16 protein-coding genes (1 of these 16 cut by a window edge) are annotated in these 17911 nt (G+C 69.0%); 9 read left to right on the forward strand and 7 right to left on the reverse strand.

The window, feature by feature from the left end; genetic code table 11:
* The 3 genes from E5F05_RS11800 to E5F05_RS11810 all read right to left on the reverse strand — a co-directional run.
* A protein-coding gene (locus E5F05_RS11800; protein ID WP_221274250.1) for a DMT family transporter crosses the window boundary here: on the reverse strand, positions 1–572 show its 5' portion. The gene continues 367 nt to the left of window position 1, outside the view; only the first 572 of its 939 coding nucleotides appear in the window; it begins with the start codon at positions 570–572; its stop codon lies off the left edge, out of view.
* A 109-nt stretch (positions 573–681) separates the two neighbouring features.
* Positions 682–1191, reverse strand: a complete 510-nt coding sequence (locus E5F05_RS11805; protein ID WP_129118829.1) for a pyridoxamine 5'-phosphate oxidase family protein — start codon at positions 1189–1191, stop codon at positions 682–684.
* A gap of 52 nt (positions 1192–1243) precedes the next feature.
* Positions 1244–2518 carry an MFS transporter gene (locus tag E5F05_RS11810; RefSeq protein WP_129118830.1) on the reverse strand — a complete coding sequence of 425 codons (1275 nt, stop codon included), beginning with the start codon at positions 2516–2518 and terminating at the stop codon, positions 1244–1246.
* A 101-nt stretch (positions 2519–2619) separates the two neighbouring features.
* Between E5F05_RS11810 and E5F05_RS11815 the strand changes: the two genes are divergently transcribed.
* The gene (locus tag E5F05_RS11815) at positions 2620–2922 is read left to right on the forward strand and encodes a hypothetical protein (protein WP_129118831.1); all 303 of its coding nucleotides are present in this window, start codon (positions 2620–2622) and stop codon (positions 2920–2922) included.
* 63 nt (positions 2923–2985) lie between these two features.
* Here the strand turns inward: E5F05_RS11815 and E5F05_RS11820 are convergent, their stop codons facing one another.
* The 4 genes from E5F05_RS11820 to E5F05_RS11835 form a co-directional block, all read right to left on the reverse strand.
* Complete coding sequence (locus E5F05_RS11820; protein ID WP_129118832.1) at positions 2986–3270, reverse strand: MarR family transcriptional regulator; 285 nt, start codon at positions 3268–3270, stop codon at positions 2986–2988.
* Positions 3267–5492 (reverse strand): ferrous iron transport protein B, encoded by a 2226-nt coding sequence (gene feoB / locus E5F05_RS11825; RefSeq protein WP_129118833.1) that lies wholly within the window; start codon positions 5490–5492, stop codon positions 3267–3269. The genes E5F05_RS11820 and feoB overlap by 4 nt, the downstream gene beginning before the upstream one ends.
* Complete coding sequence (locus tag E5F05_RS11830) at positions 5489–5719, reverse strand: FeoA family protein (RefSeq protein ID WP_129118834.1); 231 nt, start codon at positions 5717–5719, stop codon at positions 5489–5491. The genes feoB and E5F05_RS11830 overlap by 4 nt, the downstream gene beginning before the upstream one ends.
* An 87-nt stretch (positions 5720–5806) precedes the next feature.
* Positions 5807–6562 carry an RluA family pseudouridine synthase gene (locus E5F05_RS11835; protein ID WP_164973449.1) on the reverse strand — a complete coding sequence of 252 codons (756 nt, stop codon included), beginning with the start codon at positions 6560–6562 and terminating at the stop codon, positions 5807–5809.
* A 191-nt stretch (positions 6563–6753) separates the two neighbouring features.
* Here E5F05_RS11835 and E5F05_RS11840 point away from each other — a divergent pair, with 191 nt between their 5' ends.
* The 8 genes from E5F05_RS11840 to E5F05_RS11875 all read left to right on the forward strand — a co-directional run bounded on the left by E5F05_RS11840 (position 6754) and on the right by E5F05_RS11875 (position 17905).
* Positions 6754–8205, forward strand: coding sequence for a PQQ-dependent sugar dehydrogenase (locus tag E5F05_RS11840; RefSeq protein WP_129118836.1), 1452 nt, complete (start codon positions 6754–6756; stop codon positions 8203–8205).
* 10 nt (positions 8206–8215) lie between these two features.
* The gene (locus E5F05_RS11845; RefSeq protein WP_129118837.1) at positions 8216–8797 is read left to right on the forward strand and encodes a hypothetical protein; all 582 of its coding nucleotides are present in this window, start codon (positions 8216–8218) and stop codon (positions 8795–8797) included.
* A 110-nt stretch (positions 8798–8907) separates the two neighbouring features.
* Complete coding sequence (locus E5F05_RS11850; protein ID WP_171029517.1) at positions 8908–11196, forward strand: endonuclease MutS2; 2289 nt, start codon at positions 8908–8910, stop codon at positions 11194–11196.
* A gap of 92 nt (positions 11197–11288) precedes the next feature.
* Entirely contained in the window at positions 11289–12278 is a 990-nt protein-coding gene (locus E5F05_RS11855; protein WP_241687142.1) for a hypothetical protein, read from the forward strand.
* Positions 12279–12631: 353 nt separating this feature from the next.
* Positions 12632–13120 (forward strand): GreA/GreB family elongation factor, encoded by a 489-nt coding sequence (locus E5F05_RS11860; protein WP_129118838.1) that lies wholly within the window; start codon positions 12632–12634, stop codon positions 13118–13120.
* Between the two features lie 450 nt (positions 13121–13570).
* A complete protein-coding gene (gene lysS / locus E5F05_RS11865; RefSeq protein WP_129118839.1) occupies positions 13571–15121 on the forward strand; it encodes a lysine--tRNA ligase in 1551 nt (516 codons plus the stop codon).
* A gap of 91 nt (positions 15122–15212) precedes the next feature.
* Positions 15213–16658: an ROK family transcriptional regulator gene (locus E5F05_RS11870; RefSeq protein WP_346654724.1), complete on the forward strand. Its 1446-nt coding sequence runs from the start codon at positions 15213–15215 to the stop codon at positions 16656–16658.
* Positions 16655–17905, forward strand: a complete 1251-nt coding sequence (locus tag E5F05_RS11875; RefSeq protein WP_164973450.1) for an ABC transporter substrate-binding protein — start codon at positions 16655–16657, stop codon at positions 17903–17905. Before E5F05_RS11870 ends, E5F05_RS11875 begins: the two co-directional genes overlap by 4 nt.
* Positions 17906–17911: the final 6 nt, after the last annotated feature.

Raw genomic sequence — 17911 nt, forward strand, 5'->3', positions numbered from 1 at the left:
GGGACCGCGCCCAGCCGCTCGGTGAGAGGTCGGTTCCAGAGGGTGTACAGCGCCCAGGTGCCCGCCGCCGCCAGGACCCAGGCGAAGCCCCCGGGCGTGACGGCCGTTCCGGGGTGCAGCGTCACCGCCAGCAGAACCAGCAGGCCCGCGAAGGCCAGCGCCACCCCGCCGATCTGCCGCCCCGAGGCCCGCTGCCCCAGCAGCAGCCCCAGCGGCACGACCAGCACGGGCACGATGCCGTTGATCAGGCCCGCTACGCCCGCCGGGTTGGCCCCAATGGCCCGCAGAAAGAACGTCTGGAACAGCGTGTTGCCCAGCAGGCCCACCAGCGCCACCTGTCCCCAGGTCCGCGCGTCCCAGCGGGGCCAGCCGTTCGCCCGGACGCTCAGCCCGACCAGCACGGCCCCGGCCACCAGGAAGCGGCCCAGGTTGATCGTCTCCGCGTTGAGGTGGCCCCACAGCAGCAGCGCCTTGAGCAGCACCACGTTCCCGCCCCACAGGCACACGGTCAGCACGACCCCGGCCAGGGCCTGCCTCGCCTGGGTGGGGGTGGGAGGGGGCGCGGCCGTCATAGGCCCGAGGATACGCCCGGCTTCCGGCCCCCGGTCCGCCTGGGCTGGACGTTCCAGAGGAAGCCGGAGCGTGAAAGGCTCGTTTCACGCTCCGGCGGACCGGGGAGGTTCAGAGGTTGATCGTGTCGTTGTTGCCCATGTCGGTCGCGGGCTTGCCGGTCACCGCCGCGCGCGCCATCTGGAACAGGGCCTTCATCTTTCCGCTGCCCTCCCAGTATTCGGCTCCCTGGGCGCTGATCTTGATGAGCTGGATGCTGGGGTCGTCGATGCCCTGGGGGAAGTAGGCCTTGTAGAAGTCGCTCCAGAGTTCTTCCAGCTTGGCGCGGTCCTCGACGAGCTGCGCGGTCCCGCTCACGCTCACGTAGTTGTTCTTGCCGGGGTCGGCGTAACTGACGTTGACCTGGGGGCGGGCACGCATGCACTGCACCTGCTCGGTGTCCTTGCCGCCGATGAACCACACGTCCCCGTCGAACTCGGTCTGCTGGGTGGTCATCGGGTGCGCCTTGAGGTGCCCCTGGTCCGTCGTGACCGTCAGCATGGCGAACTTCACGTCCTTGATCAGATGTGAGAGTGTCTTGATCGCTTCCTCGCGGGTGGGTTGCTCATTGTTCTGATTCATACCGCGAGCATCACATGGCCCGCGCCGCACCTTCTGGCAGCGCGGGCACCGTCTAAAGGTTCCCGTCAGGTTGCGTGAGGGGACGCCTTCCGACCACCTCCGGCACGTTCCGGACCAGGATCACGCCGAGCAGGAAGAACAGCGCCGCGATCCCGAAGACCAGCGTGTAGCCCAGGTTGCCCCCCTGTGCGTTCCCCCAGTCCAGCAGCGCGCCCTGCGGGGCACTGGAGAGCTGCGGCGCCACAAAGGCCACGTGCCAGATGCCCATGTCGCGGGCATAGCTGCTCGCGCTCGGCATCGCGTCGCTGCCCAGCGCCCAGTCCACGCTGGTAAAGGCGCCGAAGCCCAGCCCGAAGAACACCGCCAGCGCGAGCGCGACCGGATAACTCGGCGCGACCAGCAGCAGCAGCGCCGCCAGCGCCATCGCCGTGCCCGCCACGTAAATGACGGGTTTGCGGCCCACCCGGTCGCTGATCCGTCCGCCGATCAGTGCCGAGACGATGCTGCCCACGATGATGCAGAGCAGCATGATGCTGGTGCTGGTCGTCGCGTCCCGTTGCTTGAGCACGTCGGCGTTGTAGTACTGGAGGAAAGGCTGCACGCTGTACTGCCCCAGCGCAAACAGCACGCGCGTCACGAACACCCACAGGAAGGGCTGATACGCGAACAGTTGCTGCCACGTGAGGGTGGGGCCGCGGGGCGCCTGCACCGCCGCTCCCCCTTCTTCCCGCACCCCGCGCAGGGTGATCAGCGCCGGAACCAGCAGCACCAGGGCGATCAGCGCGAACGACACCAGCACCGGCAGCTTCAGCAGCCCGACCGCGAAGGCCGTCAGTGCCCCCAGCAGTTGCCCGACCGCCTGGAGCAGCCCCATCACGCCGCTGTAGCGTCCGCGCTGTTCCGGCGGCACGAGTTGAGGAATCAAGGCGCTGTAGGGCGCCGTCGCGTAGTTGTTCCCGAACTGCACCAGCAGGAACCCCAGCACGTATACCCAGAAGCCGCCCATCCCCGCCAGCGCCGAGGCGGCGAGGGCCATCACGGCCAGGCCGACCAGATTCACCCCCACGCCCAGGCGGATGTAGGGCAGCCGCCGCCCGCTGCGGTCGCTGCGTGCGCCGATCAGGGGCGGGAGCACCAGCGCCATCACCGCGCCCACCGCCGTCAGCACCCCCAGATACGTTCCCTTTTGCCCCTCACCCACGAAGCGCACGACGTCGTGGGGCATCAGGATCAGCAGCAGCAGCAGCCAGTGAAAGGCCGTGCCGAACCAGAAGGCAGACAGGACCCACGGGCTGACACGCGGGGCCGCAGAGGAGAGGGTCGTCATGTGCGGCGAGTATAAGCTCCTCTTTTACCCGCCCTTCACGCCCTGCCCGGCCTGTGGGGAGAACAGCAGTTCGGGTGGGGCCACACACTCAGACTGCCCCCATGACGGCACGCCTGAACCTGCAAGACGCCCTGACCGCCTTCCGCGCCGCCTTCACCTACGACCACCCCGAGGGGGTGACGGTCACGCCCCGGATGGAGGGTGGAATCCTGCGCGTCGAGGTCCGCACGCAGGACGTGAACACCCTGCGCGGCTTCGACGTGGTGGCCGAGCCGCTGGAGAGCGAGGAGCGCGACGCTCTGCAACTCGGGGAGGATATCGCCCGCGTGGTGGAGCAGGAACTGATGTACGGCCAGTTGCCCGCCGCGGGCGAGGACGGGGCGTTCCGGCGGATCGTGGTGTGAGAAAGGGACCCCTCACCCAGTCGCATCCCTGCTGTCTTGTGATTCTGCCCCCGCTGTCTCTGTTCAGCGCCCCCGCTTCAGGTACGCCTCGCCCCGGGCTGTCAGCCTCAGCAGATGCAGCGGCGCGGCCTCGCCGTTCACGTTGCGGCACATGCTTTTCAGGGCGCAGGGACCGCAGGCGCAGCCGTCCGTCTGCGGCGCGGCCTCCTGCACGTAGCCGCTGGCCTGCAAGGTGCGCAGCATCCCCGAGAGCGCCGCCTCGCTGCTCCCCAGCGTGCGGGCCAGTTCGGCGGGGGTGCGTGGCTCGCCCGCCACCGCGTTCAGAATGGCGGCCAGCGGAGCGGTCACAGCAGCCTCACCGCGATCTGGTACACGAGGAAGGCGGCTATCCAGGCGGTCGCCAACTGATACGCCACCGTCACCCAGGCCACCCGCCGCCCGTGTTCCTGCGCGAGCGCGCCCACCGTGGCGATGCACGGCGTATACAGCAGCACGAACACCAGATAGGCCAGGGCGCTGGCGGGCGTGAAGGCTCTGGCGAGCGCGGCGGCCAGCGGCGTTTTGGCGTCGGCGCTGGTGTCGGCGCCCAGGCTGGGCAGCGCCAGCACGGTCGGGATGGCGGACACGCTGGCCTTGATCGCGTCCCAGGTCGCAGTGACGGCCTGTCCCGCACCCGCCAGCAATCCCAGCGGTGCCGGATGGGCCGCCTGTTCTCCCAGGTAAATCTGTCCCAGCGTCCCGACCACGACCTCCTTGGCGATAAAGCCCGGCACCAGCGCCCCGGTCGCCTGCCAGTTGCCGAAGCCCAGCGGCGCGAAGACCGGTGAGACGGCCTGACTGACCCGCCCGAAGAGGCTGTCCTGCGGCGGCACGGTGGCGAACTTGCCGCCCGCGACTGCCGGAAGCGCCAGCAGCAGCCACACCACCGCGACGGTCGCCAGCACAGTCGTCCGCGCCCGTTTGGCAAAGCTCGCGGTCCGCCGCCAGGCGTGCTTCCACAGCACCTTCCAGGCGGGGAAACGGTAGGGCGGGAGTTCCAGCAGCACCCCGCCTCCCTCGGCGGGCAGGGACGTGCGGCGCAGCAGCAGCGCGAAGGCGAAGGCCACGGCCATGCCCAGCACGTACAGCGCCCATACGATCCAGCTTCCGTACCGTGGGAACAGCGCGGCGGCAAAGACCACGTACACCGGCAACCGCGCCGAGCAGCTCATGAAGGGCAGGATCATGCTGACCAGGACGCGGTCGCTGCGGCGTTCCAGCGTGCGGGTCGCGTACACGGCGGGGACGTTACACCCGAACCCCAGGATCAGTGGGATAAAGGCCCGCCCGTCCAGCCCGATGCCGCGCATGGCCCGGTCCATCAGGAAGGCGGCGCGCGCCATGTAGCCGCTGTCTTCCAGAAAGCTCATGGCGAGGTACAGCACCAGCAGGGTCGGCAGGAAGCTCAGCACCGTGCCGACGCCGGGAATGATGGCGCCGACCACCAGATCGCGGGCCAGCGGGAACCACGCCAGCGCGGCGGCGGCCCACCCGCTCACCGTGTCTTGCAGCGGCCCGCCAATCAGGTCCACGAAGGGCGAGGCCACGCTGAAGGTCAGGCGGAACACCAGCAGCACCAGCGCCAGGAACAGCGGAATCCCCAGCAGCGGGTGCAGCGCCAGCCGGTCCAGCCGCTCGCTGAGGGTCCGCCGCGCTTCCGCCTGCGGGACCGCCACCCGTGCCAGGTCACCTGCACGGGCATAGCGGGCCTCGGCGATCTCGATCAGCGCGTCCACGCCCTCGGTATCCAGCGCCGCCAGGTGGGCGTCCGCCGCGTCCAGCAGGGGCGTGTGGCCAGTCGCGGCCAGCCGTCCGCGCACGCTGGGATCGCCTTCCAGCAGCGCCAGCGCGAGGTAACGGTGCGCGTGGGGTGGCAGGGTGGGCAGCTCCGCCATCCGCGCCGTCAGGTCGGTCACGGCGGCCTCGATGGCTTCCGGGTAGCGCACGCTCACGCCCAGCGTCGCCTTGGAGAGTGCCTTATCCAGCAGCTTCCCGGTGCCCTCCCCCCGGCTCGCCACCGTTTCCACCACCGGCACGCCCAGCGCCCTTGAGAGCGCCGCCGCGTCCACCGTCAGGCCCTTGTCGCGCGCCTCGTCCACCAGATTCAGCGCGACCGCCAGCGGCACCCGGAAATCCAGCAGTTGCAACGTGAGGTAGAGGTTGCGTTCCAGGTTCCCCGCGTCCAGCACATTGATGACCGCATCCGGCGCCTCGTCCAGCATCGCCGTGCGGGTAATCAGTTCCTCGGGGGTGTGGGGGCTGAGCGAGTACGCGCCGGGGAGGTCGAGCAGATAGACCGGGCGGCCCGCGTGCGTGAGGCGGGCTTCGCGCTTCTCGATGGTCACGCCCGACCAGTTGCCGACCTTCAGCCGGGTGCCCGCCACCGCGTTGATCAGCGTCGTCTTGCCCACGTTGGGATTGCCGACGACCACCACGCGCGGCTCGCGGGCCGCCCGCAGTTTTTCCACGGTCGCGGCGCAGGCGGCCTCGTCCGGCACCAGCACGCCGGGCGGGGGCGGCAGTACGGTCATGCCCGCACCCAGATACCGCGCAGGTCGGCGGCGCGCAGGGCCAGATCAGTCCCGTTCACGCGCACCTCCACCGGGTCCCCCAGCGGCGCGCGGCGCACCACGCTGACCCGCGCCCCCCGCACGAAGCCCAGTTCCAGCAGCCGCCGCCGCAGCGGATGCCGGGGGTCCAGCGTCACCACGTGGGCCGCCTCGCCCGGCTTCAGTTCATTCAAGGTTCGCTCGTCCATCTCGTCCCCCAATGCCGATCAGTCTACTCGGGATTGGGGGGAAGACAAGAGGGCAGATGTCTGGGCAGAGGGGTGAACAGCCCCCAGCTACCCAGCTTCCTGCACGCCCTCCCAGAACGCCCGCAAATCCGCTGCGAGCGGCGCCTCTGCCGCAAACTGCGCCCCTGCCCAGGGAAAGGCGATCCGCGCGGCGTGGAGGGCCTGCCGGGGCAGCAGCAGCCGCGCGGTGAGTTCCGGCGTCTGGCCGGTCTGCATGAAGTCCAGAAAGGCCTGCGAATCGCGCCCATAAATTTTGTCGCCCACCATCGGCAGGCCCAGGTGCGAGAGGTGCGCGCGAATCTGGTGCAGGCGCCCGGAACGCGGGTAAGCCTCGATCAGCGTGAAGCCTGCCCGCCGTTCCACCACCCGGAAGTCGGTGATGGCGGGCCGCCCGTCCGGCACCACCGCCTGCCGGATCACGACCTTGTTGGCCCCGCCCAGCCCCAGGTTCCCCAGCGGCGCGTCCAGCGTGGAGCGCTCCCAGTCGGGCGATCCATGCACGACGGCGAGGTACGTCTTGCCGACCAGATGCGTCTTGAACAGCGTGAAAAAACGCCGGGCGGCGTCAGGATCGCGCGAGAGCAGTTGCGTGCCGCTCGTCTCACGGTCCAGCCGGTGCGGTGGCGCGAGGTCCTTTTCGCCCGTCTCCGCCTGCATGAAGGTCAGCACATCCGGCACGTCCACCCGTGCCCGCACCGGATGCGTGAGCCACAGCGCGGGCTTGTGGACCACGTAGAAGTCGGGGTGTTCCACCAGCACGCGCGGCTTCTCGGTGGGGGGGAGGAGGGGCGCGCGGACGGTCACGGGAGGCAGGGTAGCAGGGGAGAGGCATGGCGAAGGGGAAGCGCGGCGCTATGAACGTAAACGTCGCGTGAGGCCAGGCAAACCTAGGGGTGACCCAGGCCTGCCTATCATGATTTTTGGTCCCGGTGACCCTGCTCACCGCACGTCCTGTGCTGTCCGCCCAGCCCGTCCGCGCCCACTCAGGAGGCGTCATGACCCTGGCCAGTTCCGTTTTCAGCGCCGCGCCCACGTCTCGCGAACGTCTGCGCCACCTGCCCACCACCGTCCGGCCCACCGTGGACGCCGCTGACATCCGGGTGCCCGAGGGGTATACGGTCGAGGCGCTGGTGGTGGGCCTCTCACTGCCCACGACCCTGGAATTCGCGCCCGACGGCACCCTCTTTATCGCGGAGGGCGGCAGCACCTGGCCCACCCGCCCCGGGATGCCGCCACGCATCCTGACGCTCGATCCTTCCGGGCGGCTGGAGGTCTTCGCCACCGAGGACCTGGCGGGACCGCGCGGCTTCGCCTTCCGGGACGGTGCCCTCTACGCCAGCGCCAAGGGGGGCTACTTCTCGCGCATCGTGCGCTACGACCTGGCGACCCGCGAACGCACGGTGATCCTCGACTGCCTGCCCAACGGCGGGTGGCACGAACCCGGCGGTCCCGTCTTCGGTCCGGACGGCCTGATGTACTTCGGGCAGGGTTCGGTCACTATCCAGGGCATCACCGGCCCGGCTGACTTCACGGTGGATGTCGCCAAGCACCCCCTGGCCCACGACATCCCGGGGCAGGACATCACCCTGACGGGCGCGAACGACTGGAGCCGCGACCCCACCGCCCCGTACCCCTTCCTGACCGAGACGGGGCCGTACAAGCCCTACGGCACGCGCGCCGAGAAGGGCGAGGTGATCCAGGGCGAACTGTGGTGCAACGCGGCGGTCTGGCGTTCCCGGCCCGACGGCAGCGAACCGGAACTGCTCGCCTGGGGCATCCGCAACCCCTGGGGCATGACCTTCGACGAGGACGGCGAACTGTACGTGGTGGACCTCTGCATGGAGGAAAAGGACCCGCGCCCCGTTGGACAGGACCCCGGCAAGGTGTGGCGCGTCAAGAACGCGAGGGTGCCGCACGGCTCAGTGGAGACGCCCGAGTGGTTCGGCTTCCCCGACATCGCCGGGGACGGCCTGCCGGTGTGGGACGAGAAGCACCGGCCCCTGCGCGGCCCGCTCCCGCAACCTTTGATCGAGAATCCGCCGCCCTGGGCGGGTCCGGCGGTCTATCTCAACGAACCCCACACCGGCAACGGCAAGATCGCCTACTGCCCCCACGACGCCTTCGGCCGCCGGGGAAGGCTGTTCCTGTGCCAGTTCGGCACCTACTGGCCGCTGAACTCGATGCGTCCCGACCAGCAGAACAACGGCTTCAATGTCGTCGCCATTGACCCGCAGACCGGCGAGGCCGAGAACTTCATGCGCAACCGCGTGCCCGGCCCCGCCTCCGCCCACCCCGGCCAGGGGGGGCTGGAGCGTCCGGTGGACTGCGCCTTCAGCCCGGACGGCCGGAGCCTGTACGTCCTCGACTTCGGCGTGAATGCCGCCAACAAGCGCAACGTCGTCGCCTACGCGCACACCGGCGTGCTGTGGCGCGTCACCCGCCAGTAGGAGGCGGCCCATGACTCAGGAGAACGGCCTGACCGCCCCCGACCTCCCACAGCCGCTCGCCGTCGAACTTGATGAGGCGACCTGGGAAGAGTTCCTCGACCGCAGCGCGCGCTGGTTCGGGCAGGTGCGCGCCGCCCAGAGTGCCTACCGGCAGCTCGCGGAGGACGTGCTGGCGCAGATGCACGAGCCGCACCTGCGCCACCGGCTGGAGGAGGTCGTGGAGACGGCCCGCAGGCACGAGGCGCAGGTGGACGCCCTCTATCGCGCCATCGGCCGCGAGCCGCCCGGCACCGGCCTGCTGGACGTGGGTGGGCAACTTCTGACCAAAGGGCGGGAGGCGCTGGGGACCCTGCAAGGGCTGGCCAGCGGCGCGGAAGGTTGGTGGGACGATCTGCTCCAACTGTTCCTGGCGAGCCTGAACGCGGTCAGCGCCTTTTCCGCCGCCGAGCAACTGGGCTTCGCGCTCGGCCTCCGCGAGATCGTGGACATCACCTACCCCATCACGCTGGAGAAGTTCAAGCAGCACCGCATGTTGCAGGAGATCACGCTCGAACTCGTCCCGCTGGCGATCCTGTACCGCAGCGGGGTGTAGGCGGGCCGGGCGGCGTGCTGCGGCCGGGAATCCGCCCCCATCCCCCAACCTTTCCTAAGCCAACCGGCGCACGTTTCTCCGGCGGGCGCGTTGTTATCCTCCTTGCTGACATGCCGTTTGCTGCCCGTGCCCTGACCGCCCTGGATTTCCCCCGCATTCGTGACGCGCTCGCGGAGCGCAGCGCCACGTCGCTGGGGGTGGAGCGGGCACGCGCGCTGCTGCCCTCCGAAGACGCGGGCCGGATCGTGCGCGAGCTGGACGAGGTCGAAGACGCCCTCTTCGGCGTGAGCCTCTCGCTGGGCGGCATTCAGGACATCCGCGACCTGTACGCGCGGGCGGGGGAGGGCCGGGTGCTGTCGGGGCAAGAACTGCTGAACGCCGCCTACTCGCTCGACGGCGCGATGACGGTGAAGCGGGCCATCAACGCCAATTCACGCGGGCCGCTGCGCGAGGTGGCCCTGAGCCTGGGCGACCACAGCGAACTGGTGCGGCGGGTGCTGAGTTCACTCGACCGTGACGGCGGCGTGCGCGACGACGCCAGCCACAAGCTGCGCGACCTGCGCAGGCGCATCGAGCCGCTGCGGGGCCGCATCCGCGAGAAGCTGGCCGCCACCCTGGACCGCTGGGCCGACGTGCTTCAGGAACATATCGTCACCATCCGCCGTGACCGCTACGTGCTGCCGGTGCAGGCCAGCCGGGTGGGGCAGGTGCAGGGCATCATCGTGGATGCCTCGGCCACCGGGCAGACGTACTTTGTGGAACCCGCGGCCGTCACCCAGCTCAACAACGAACTCACCCGCCTGATCCTGGACGAGGAGGCCGAAGTCCGGCGCATCCTCACCGAGCTGTCGGGCCTGCTGGCCGCCGACGCGGACCTGCCGATGACGCTCGCCACCATCGGTGAACTGGACCTGATCGCCGCGAAGGCCCGCCTAGCGCGCGACTGGCGGCTCAACCGGCCCCAACAGGTCACGGACGGCACCTACGACCTGCGCGAAGCCCGCCACCCCCTGATCGAGAATCCCGTCCCCAACGACATCGAGCTGGGCGGGACCAAGCTGCTGCTGATCACCGGGCCGAACATGGGCGGCAAGACGGCCACCCTCAAGACGCTGGGCCTCGCCGTGCTGATGCACCAGTGCGGGATGTACGTGGCCGCCGCCAGCGCCCGGCTGCCCGTGGTCCGCGACGTGCTGGTGGACATCGGGGACGAGCAGAGCATCGAGGCGAGCCTGTCGACCTTTGCCAGCCACCTCAAGCACCTGCGCTTCGTGCTGCGCCACGCCGCGCCCGACACCCTGGTCCTGATCGACGAGCTGGGCAGCGGCACCGACCCCGAGGAGGGGGCCGCGCTGGCGCAGGCGCTGATCGAATCGCTGCTGGCGCAGGACGCGCGCGGCATCGTCACCAGCCACCTCTCGCCCCTCAAGCTGTTCGCGCTGGAGACGCCGGGCCTGAAAAACGCCAGCATGAGTTTCGACCTCGCGACCCTCTCGCCCACCTACCACCTGCAAGTCGGGCAGCCGGGCCGCTCCTACGCGCTGGCGATTGCCCGGCGGATGGGCCTGCCGGAGAATGTGCTGGCGCGTGCCGAGCAGCTCCTCGGCCCCGACGCGGGCTTGATGGAACGGATGCTGGAGGGCCTGGAACGCGAACGCGCCGATCTGGCGACCCAACTGGACACGGCCACCACCGCCCGGCGCGACGCGGAAGCCGAACTGGCCCGCGCCCGCCAGGAACGCGAGACGCTGGAGGCCCGCCGCAATGAAATGCTGGCGGAAGCCGCCCAGAAGGCCGAGAGCCTCTACGCCGACGCCATCGAGCGGGTGCGTTCGCTGCGTGCCCGCGCCCAGGAGGACAGCGCCCGCCCGCGCGTGATGCAGGAACTGCGCGAGCTGCGGACCGCCGCGCAGAAGGCCCGCCCCGCCCCACCCCCCTCGCGTGAGGAGCGCGGCGACCCCATCCGCGTCGGCAGCCGGGTGGACGTGCCCGCCTACAGCGCGACCGGGCAGGTGCTGGAGATGCGCGGCGACGATCTGGTGGTGCAGCTCGGCGTGATGAAGGTCGGCGTGAAGCGCCGCGACGTGCGCCTGAAGCCCGAGCCCCAGGTCAAGGCCGCGCGCCCCGCTTTCACGGGCACGAGTCCCACCACCTTCCAGAACGAACTGCAACTGCGCGGTCTGGGGGCCGAGGAGGCCGTCGAGGAACTGCGGACCGCGATCACCGAGGCCCACGCCCTGAAGGAAACGCCGCTGCGGGTGGTCCACGGCAAGGGCCAGGGCGTGCTGCGGCGGCTGCTGCGCGACTACCTCAAGACCGACAAGCGCGTCGAATCCTTCCACGACGCCGAGGCCAATCAGGGCGGCCACGGCGTCACCATCGTGAACGTCAGGACCTAAACCTTATAATTTTTCACAACCTGACGGCCGCGTCATCAACTTGTCCAGAGCACATTCATCAAAAAGGCCCGGCGGGCGTTCAGGATACCTGGGTGTCGAAACGACTTGCCAGATTCATCACCACGGGCGCTGCCGCCCTGACGCTCACCGCGCCCGCCGTCGCCGCTGCCCAGACCCCAGCCGCTCCCGCGCTGCACCTGCCCGCCAACTACATCTCGCGGTTCGGGGGCACCGAGGTGGTCGCTGGCCTGGACGGGGGCGTGAGTTTCGGGGTGCGTTACTTTCCGCTGCCCTTCGAGCAGGACATCCGCTTCGTGCTGGTCAAGCACCCCCAGTACTGGGAGTATGGCCTGACCAGCCGGATCAACGACACGACCTTCGCGGCGGGCGTCTTCGACAACGGCATGAATGCCTCTGTAGGGATTCCCCGGCTGGAGATCACGCACGACCCCTGGAAAGGCACCCAGTACAGCGGCAGGCTTCAGGGCAGTGGCTACTACTCGCGCTTCACGGGCGGCTACGCCTTCACCACGCTTCAGGACCGCGTGCGGGTGCTGAACAACGTGGGCGTGGCCTTCCAGGGCGACGTGGTCGCGCCCTACACGCAGACGGAAGTGGGGGGCGGCTACGGCAAGACCTTCGGCAAGGTGAACGCGGGCTTCGGCAGCACCGTCCGCCTCTATACCTTCCCCATGCAGAAGGAGGCGCAGGGCAGCCTGGACGTGTCGGTCAGTGCCAGCACCGCGCTGGCCCCCGGCCTGACGGTGGACGCCTCGCACCTCGAGCGGTTCGTGGTGGGCAAGGTCGCCATTCCCGACCTGAATTTCACCCGCTACGAGGAATCCAACGCCAGCGTGACCTACCGCCTGCCGGTCAGCAGCACGCCGCCCGCCTTCACGGTGGGGGCGCTGCGCAGCCGCCTGACCCGCGACTGGACGAACCAGTACACCTACCTCCGCAACGACGTGCTGTTCCGCGCGAACGCCCTGCCCAGCCTGGTCGGGGCCAGCGTCGGCTACCAGTGGTCCCGCGACGGCAAGGACAACAAGTGGCTCCTCAGCCTGGTGTTCCTGCCCAAGTGAAGGTGTAATACCGACTGGCTCTGATTCCAGAACATCCGGGAAAGCGCCGGATGTTCTTCCATCGCCGCCAGCCGGTACTTTTTGCTGCTCGCTCTGCTGCGCAGCTTTGCAAGTCCGCTCGGTTGATTCTCGCGAATCAACACAATTTGGTATAAGCCTGCGCCCGTCCGTTCTTGCAGCGGAACCCGCTCCTCGCGCCGCCGTCCGGCCGGGTGGCGGGTTCACCTTTACCGGAGGCTCAACTTCCGTTGCCCCCTAAACGCGACTGTGGCAGAATGCGCACCGATTCTCAGAAATCCGTCCCTTTCATCCCCATGCATCCCGTCCCCACGCCCCAGCAGCGGAGGTCAGAAGTGGTACAGGCGACCCGGCAAGTGAAACTCACGCGCGAAGGCTTCGAGCGCCTGCAACGCACCCTCAACCAGGAGCAGGCGCGGTTGGCCGAAGCGACCCGCATCCTTCAGGAACAGATGGAAACCAGCGCCGACAACGAGGACATCGGCCTGGAAGACGCCAAGCGCGAGAAGCTGACCATCGAGGCGCGCATCGAGGAACTGGAGGACACCCTCGCCCGCGCCAGCATCATCGAGGACCACGAGAACGCGGGCCGGGTGGAACTCGGCGCGGTGGTGACCCTGACCAACGAAACCACCAAAAAGGACATGCGCGTGCAGGTCGTCAGCGCCCCCGAGGCGACTGTCCTCAGCGGCACGCTGCCGCGCATCAGCGAGGAAAGCCCGGTCGGCAAGGAACTGATGGGCCGCAAGCAGGGCGAAACCTTCGTCGTGAACCTGGAAAACGGCAAGCAGGTCAAGTACCGGGTCGTGAGCATCGAGTACTGAAGGCCTGGACCCCGACAGAGGGCAGCGGGCAAAGGAAATCGGCCCTCTGCTCTCCGACTTTTGAGGGCAGGCAGCTCAGGACTGACGCGAAGAGGAAAGCGTGTAGGACGCTGTTTTTTCTCCTCCCCCTTGAGGGGGGAGGCTGGGACTTGTAAAGCTCCGCAGGAGAGGGGGTGAACCGGCAGAGCTTCCCAGCACCACGTTTTCTCAACGCCCTCGATATTCCAAACTAGAGTTTCGTGTCAGTCCTGAGCTTTCAGGAGTACAGTTCCGCCATGTGGCGCAGGAGAAGCTCTCTGGCGCTTGGCCTCGTACTGAGCGCCCTGCTCGTGTCCTGCTGGAACATTCCCCCCGGATACATTAATCCCCCACCCCCACCAGGCACCGTTCCGAACGGATAGGGGGGCTCAGGCACATGGAAAGCGGCCGCCTCCCCCTATACTTCCCCTCATGTCCGAGGTTCCCACCCCCGACCCCCGCCGCGCGGGTCTGCACGAGCAGACCGTCAGCCGCCTGAACAACCAGGACGCGCTGCGCGAGGCGGGGTTTGAAACGCATCCCTACCGTTATCCCCAGACGCACCATGCCCGCGACGTGCTGGCCGCGCACCCGGACGCCGAGCCGGGGCAGGAGTGGCCGGAGGAAACGTACGCCCTGGCGGGGCGGATCACGAACAACCGTCACCAGGGCAAATCGGCCTTTATGGACTTGCAGGACGAGGACGGGCGGATTCAGCTCCACTTCTCCAAGCAGGACACCGAGCACTTCGACGCGACGAAAAAGATCGACCTGGGCGACCTCATCGGCGTCACCGGCTTTCCCTTCGTCACGCGGACCGGGCAGCTCACCCTGCGCGTGAAGTCGTGGCAGCCGCTCGTCAAGAGCCTGCACCCCCTGCCCAGCAAGTTCCACGGCCTTCAGGACGAGGAGTTGCGCGCCCGCCGCCGGTACCTCGACCTGATGACCAGCCCGGAACGCCGCGAGGCCTTCCGCACCCGCGCCCGCGCCATCCGCTACATCCGCACCTTTCTGGACGCGCGCGACTTCATGGAGGTGGAGGGACCGACGCTGCAAGTCGTGCCGGGCGGCACCGAGGCCACGCCCTTCAAGACCTTCCATAAGGCGCTCTCGCACGAGTTTTCACTGCGGATCAGCCTGGAACTGTACCTCAAGCGGCTGCTGGTCGGCGGCTTCGAGCGCGTGTACGAGATCGGGCGCAACTACCGCAACGAGGGCATCGACCGCACCCACAACCCCGAGTTCACGATGCTGGAGGCCTATTTCGCCTACGGCGACTACACCGACATGATGCGGCTGGTCGAGGAGATGCTGCACGGCCTGGTGACCGAGCTGAAGGGCGAACCGCGCCTGACCTACCAGGGGAAGGAGGTGGACTTCAGTCTGCCCTTCAAGCGGCTGGACTTCGTGACAGCCCTGAAGGAAGCGGCGGGCCTGGACTTCGACCCCACCGACCTCGCCCGGCTTCGCGCCTGGGCCGACGAACGCCACCCCGAACTCCGCAAGGTGCCCGACTACAAGCTGCTGGACAAGCTGTTCGGGGAGTACGTCGAACACACGCTGATCAACCCCACCTTCGTGACCGATGTGCCGCTGGCGATCAGCCCGCTGGTCAAGGCGCACCGCAGCCGTCCCGGCCTCAGCGAGCGCGCGGACCTGTTTGTGGCGGGCTTCGAGCTGGCGCCCATCTACAGCGAGCTGAACGACGCCCTCGACCAGCGCGCCCGCTTCGAGGCCCAGACCGCCCGGCGCGAGGCCGGAGACGAGGAAGCCCACGAGCAGGACGAGGACTTCCTGCTGGCCCTGGAATACGGCATGCCTCCCGCCGCCGGGATGGGCATGGGGATGGACCGCCTCGCCATGCTGCTGACCGGCAGCGACTCCATCCGCGACGTGCTGCTATTCCCGCTGCTGCGCCCCGAAGGTCAGGGGCGGGCGGCGGCTGAGGAAGAACCCGGCAGCCAGCCAGCCACGCGGGGCTGAAGGGTCACGTTTCGTGGGGCCGGAGGGGAAACCTTCCGGCCTCTGCCGTGAGGCGAGGAGGCAGCAGACCTGAATCAGTTAATTTGTTCATTTGACAAACAAAATTGGCGAACCGCACTATGAAGCCATCAACAAGCGTTCTGTCCGCTCCGGCGGGCTGCCCTTCGCCCGTCTGCTGCCTGGAGTCCCGGTGACGTATTCCACGCCCCTGCCTGACACGCTCGATCTGGCCGCGATCCGCGCCCGGAATACGCTGCTGCTGCTCGGCAGGCTGTGGCAGGGGGACCGGGCGCGGGTGGACCTGGCGCGGGAACTGGGGCTGTCGCGCAGCGCCATCAGTTCCATCGTGACCGAGCTGATGGACGCCGGGCTGATCCACGAGGCGGGGCAGCGCGCGGCCGGACAGGGCACCGCCGGGCGCGCGAGTGGGGGAGGAGGCACGGTGGGCCGCCGGGCTACCCTGCTGGCCCTGAATGCCCGGGCCGCCCACCTGCTCGCCGTGGACCTGGGGGCCAGCCACGCCCGGGTGGACCTGATGGACCTGCGCTGCGTCACGCGGGCGACCCGGACGGTGCCGCACGAGATCCCGCGTGGACCGGCCGCGACCTATGCCTTGCTGGCGGACCTCACGCAGGCCGTGCTGACGGAGGCGGGCGTGAGCCGGGCGCAGGTGGCGGGCGTCGGGGCGGGGGTGCCCGGGCCGGTGGACCATGCGACGGGCCGCGTCGTGCAGCCGCCCAACATGCCCGGCTGGGACGGGGAGAACGTGATGGCGGGGCTGGAGAAGGCGCTGGGCCTGCCCACCCGCGTGGACAACGACGCGAATCTGGGGGCGCTGGCCGAGACTCGCTTTGGCGCGCACCGGGGGGCGCTCGACCTGATCTACGTGAAGGCCGCGACCGGGATCGGGGCGGGCGTGCTGCTGGGCGGGCGGCTGCACCGGGGCGTGCGGGGCGGCGCGGGCGAGATCGGGCACATCAGCATCAACGAGCAGGGGCCGGTGGGCCGCAGCGGCAACCCCGGCAGCCTGGAGAGCTACGCGGCGGCGCAGGTGCTGGTGGAGACGGCCGCCGCCCGCCGCGCCGCCGGAATCCCCACCGCGCTGCCCGATTCCCTCACCCTCGCGGACCTGATCGCCCAGGCGAACACGGACCCGCTGGCGCGGGCGGTCTGGGCCGAGGCCGGGCACCATCTGGGCCTGGCGATCAGCACCGCGCTGAACCTCTTCAACCCCAGCGCGGTCGTGATCGGCGGGCGGCTCGCGCAGGCGGGCGAGGTGTTCCTGCACGCCGTCCGCGAGAGTGCGCTCAGCCGCACCATGCGGATCAACGCCGACCGGGCCCTCATCGACCTCAGCACGCTCGGAGCCGACGCGGCGGTGCTGGGCGCGGGGGCGATGCTCCTCGACCATCTCTTTACGCCCACCGGGCTGCGGCACCTGTACCGGGTCGCGGCGGGCCGGGGACCCCCCCACGTTCCGCCGCCCGCCTCGCCTGCTGCTCCCGCCTTTCCCTTTTCCCTCGGAGGAACCTCATGAACCGTATTCAGATCAAGAAGGCACTTCTGATCGCCGCCGCCCTCGCCGTCACGTCCACCGCCGCCGCGGCGGGCAAGCTGGAAATCTTCTCCTGGTGGTCGGGGGACGAGGCGCCCGCCAAGGACGCGCTGATCAAGCTGTACAAGCAGAAGTACCCCGGCGTGGACGTGATCGACGCCACGGTGGCGGGCGGCGCGGGCACCAACGCCAAGGCCGTCCTGAAGACCCGCATGCTGGGCGGCACGCCCCCCGACTCCTTCCAGGTCCACGCCGGGCAGGAACTGATCGGCACCTGGGTGGTGGCGAACCGCATGGAGGACCTCAGCAGCCTGTTCAAGGCCGAGGGCTGGAACAAGGTGCTGCCCCAGGACGTGATCGATCTGATCTCCGCCAAGGGCGGCATCTGGAGCGTGCCCGTCAACGTCCACCGCAGCAACGTGATGTGGTACAACCCCGCCAAACTCAAGGCCTGGGGCGTCACGCCGCCCAAGACCTGGGCCGAATTCCTGGGCACCTGCGCCAAGCTCAAGGCCAAGGGCGTCGCCGCGCCGCTGGTCGTCGGGGAGAACTGGACGCAGCAGCACCTCTGGGAAAACGTGATGATCGGGACCCTGGGGCCGCAGGGCTGGCGGGACCTGTGGGCCGGGAAGCTCAAGTTCACCGATCCCCGGGTGGTCCAGGGCTTTACCAACTTCGGCAAGGTGATGGACTGCGCCAACAAGGACGCCAGCGGCCTGAGCTGGCAGCAGGCGTCTGACCGCATCGCGGACGGCACCAGCGCCTTCAACATCATGGGCGACTGGGCGGCCGGGTACTTCACGACCACCAAGAAACTCGCACCCAACACCGGGTTCGGCTGGGCCCCCACCCCCGACACGCGCGGCACCTTCGTGATGCTGGCCGACTCCTTCGGGCTGCCCAAGGGCGCCAAGGACCGCACCGAGGCGATCAACTGGCTGAAGCTGGTGGGCAGCAAGCAGGGTCAGGACACCTTCAACCCCCTCAAGGGCAGCATCGCCGCGCGCACCGACAGCGACCTCAGCAAGTACGGCACCTACAGCAAGAGCGCCGCCGCCGACTGGAAGACCAACAAGATCGTGGGCAGCATGGTTCACGGCGCGGTCGCGCCCGAGAGCTTCACCAGTGCCTTCGGCGCAATCATCGATCAGTTCGTCGCCAGCAAGAACGCGCAGGGCGCCGCCGCCGCCGCGCAGCAGCTCGCGGACCGCGCGGGCATCGGCAAGTAAGAGCCG

It is taken from the genome of Deinococcus metallilatus, from assembly GCF_004758605.1.
Classification (GTDB): domain Bacteria; phylum Deinococcota; class Deinococci; order Deinococcales; family Deinococcaceae; genus Deinococcus; species Deinococcus metallilatus.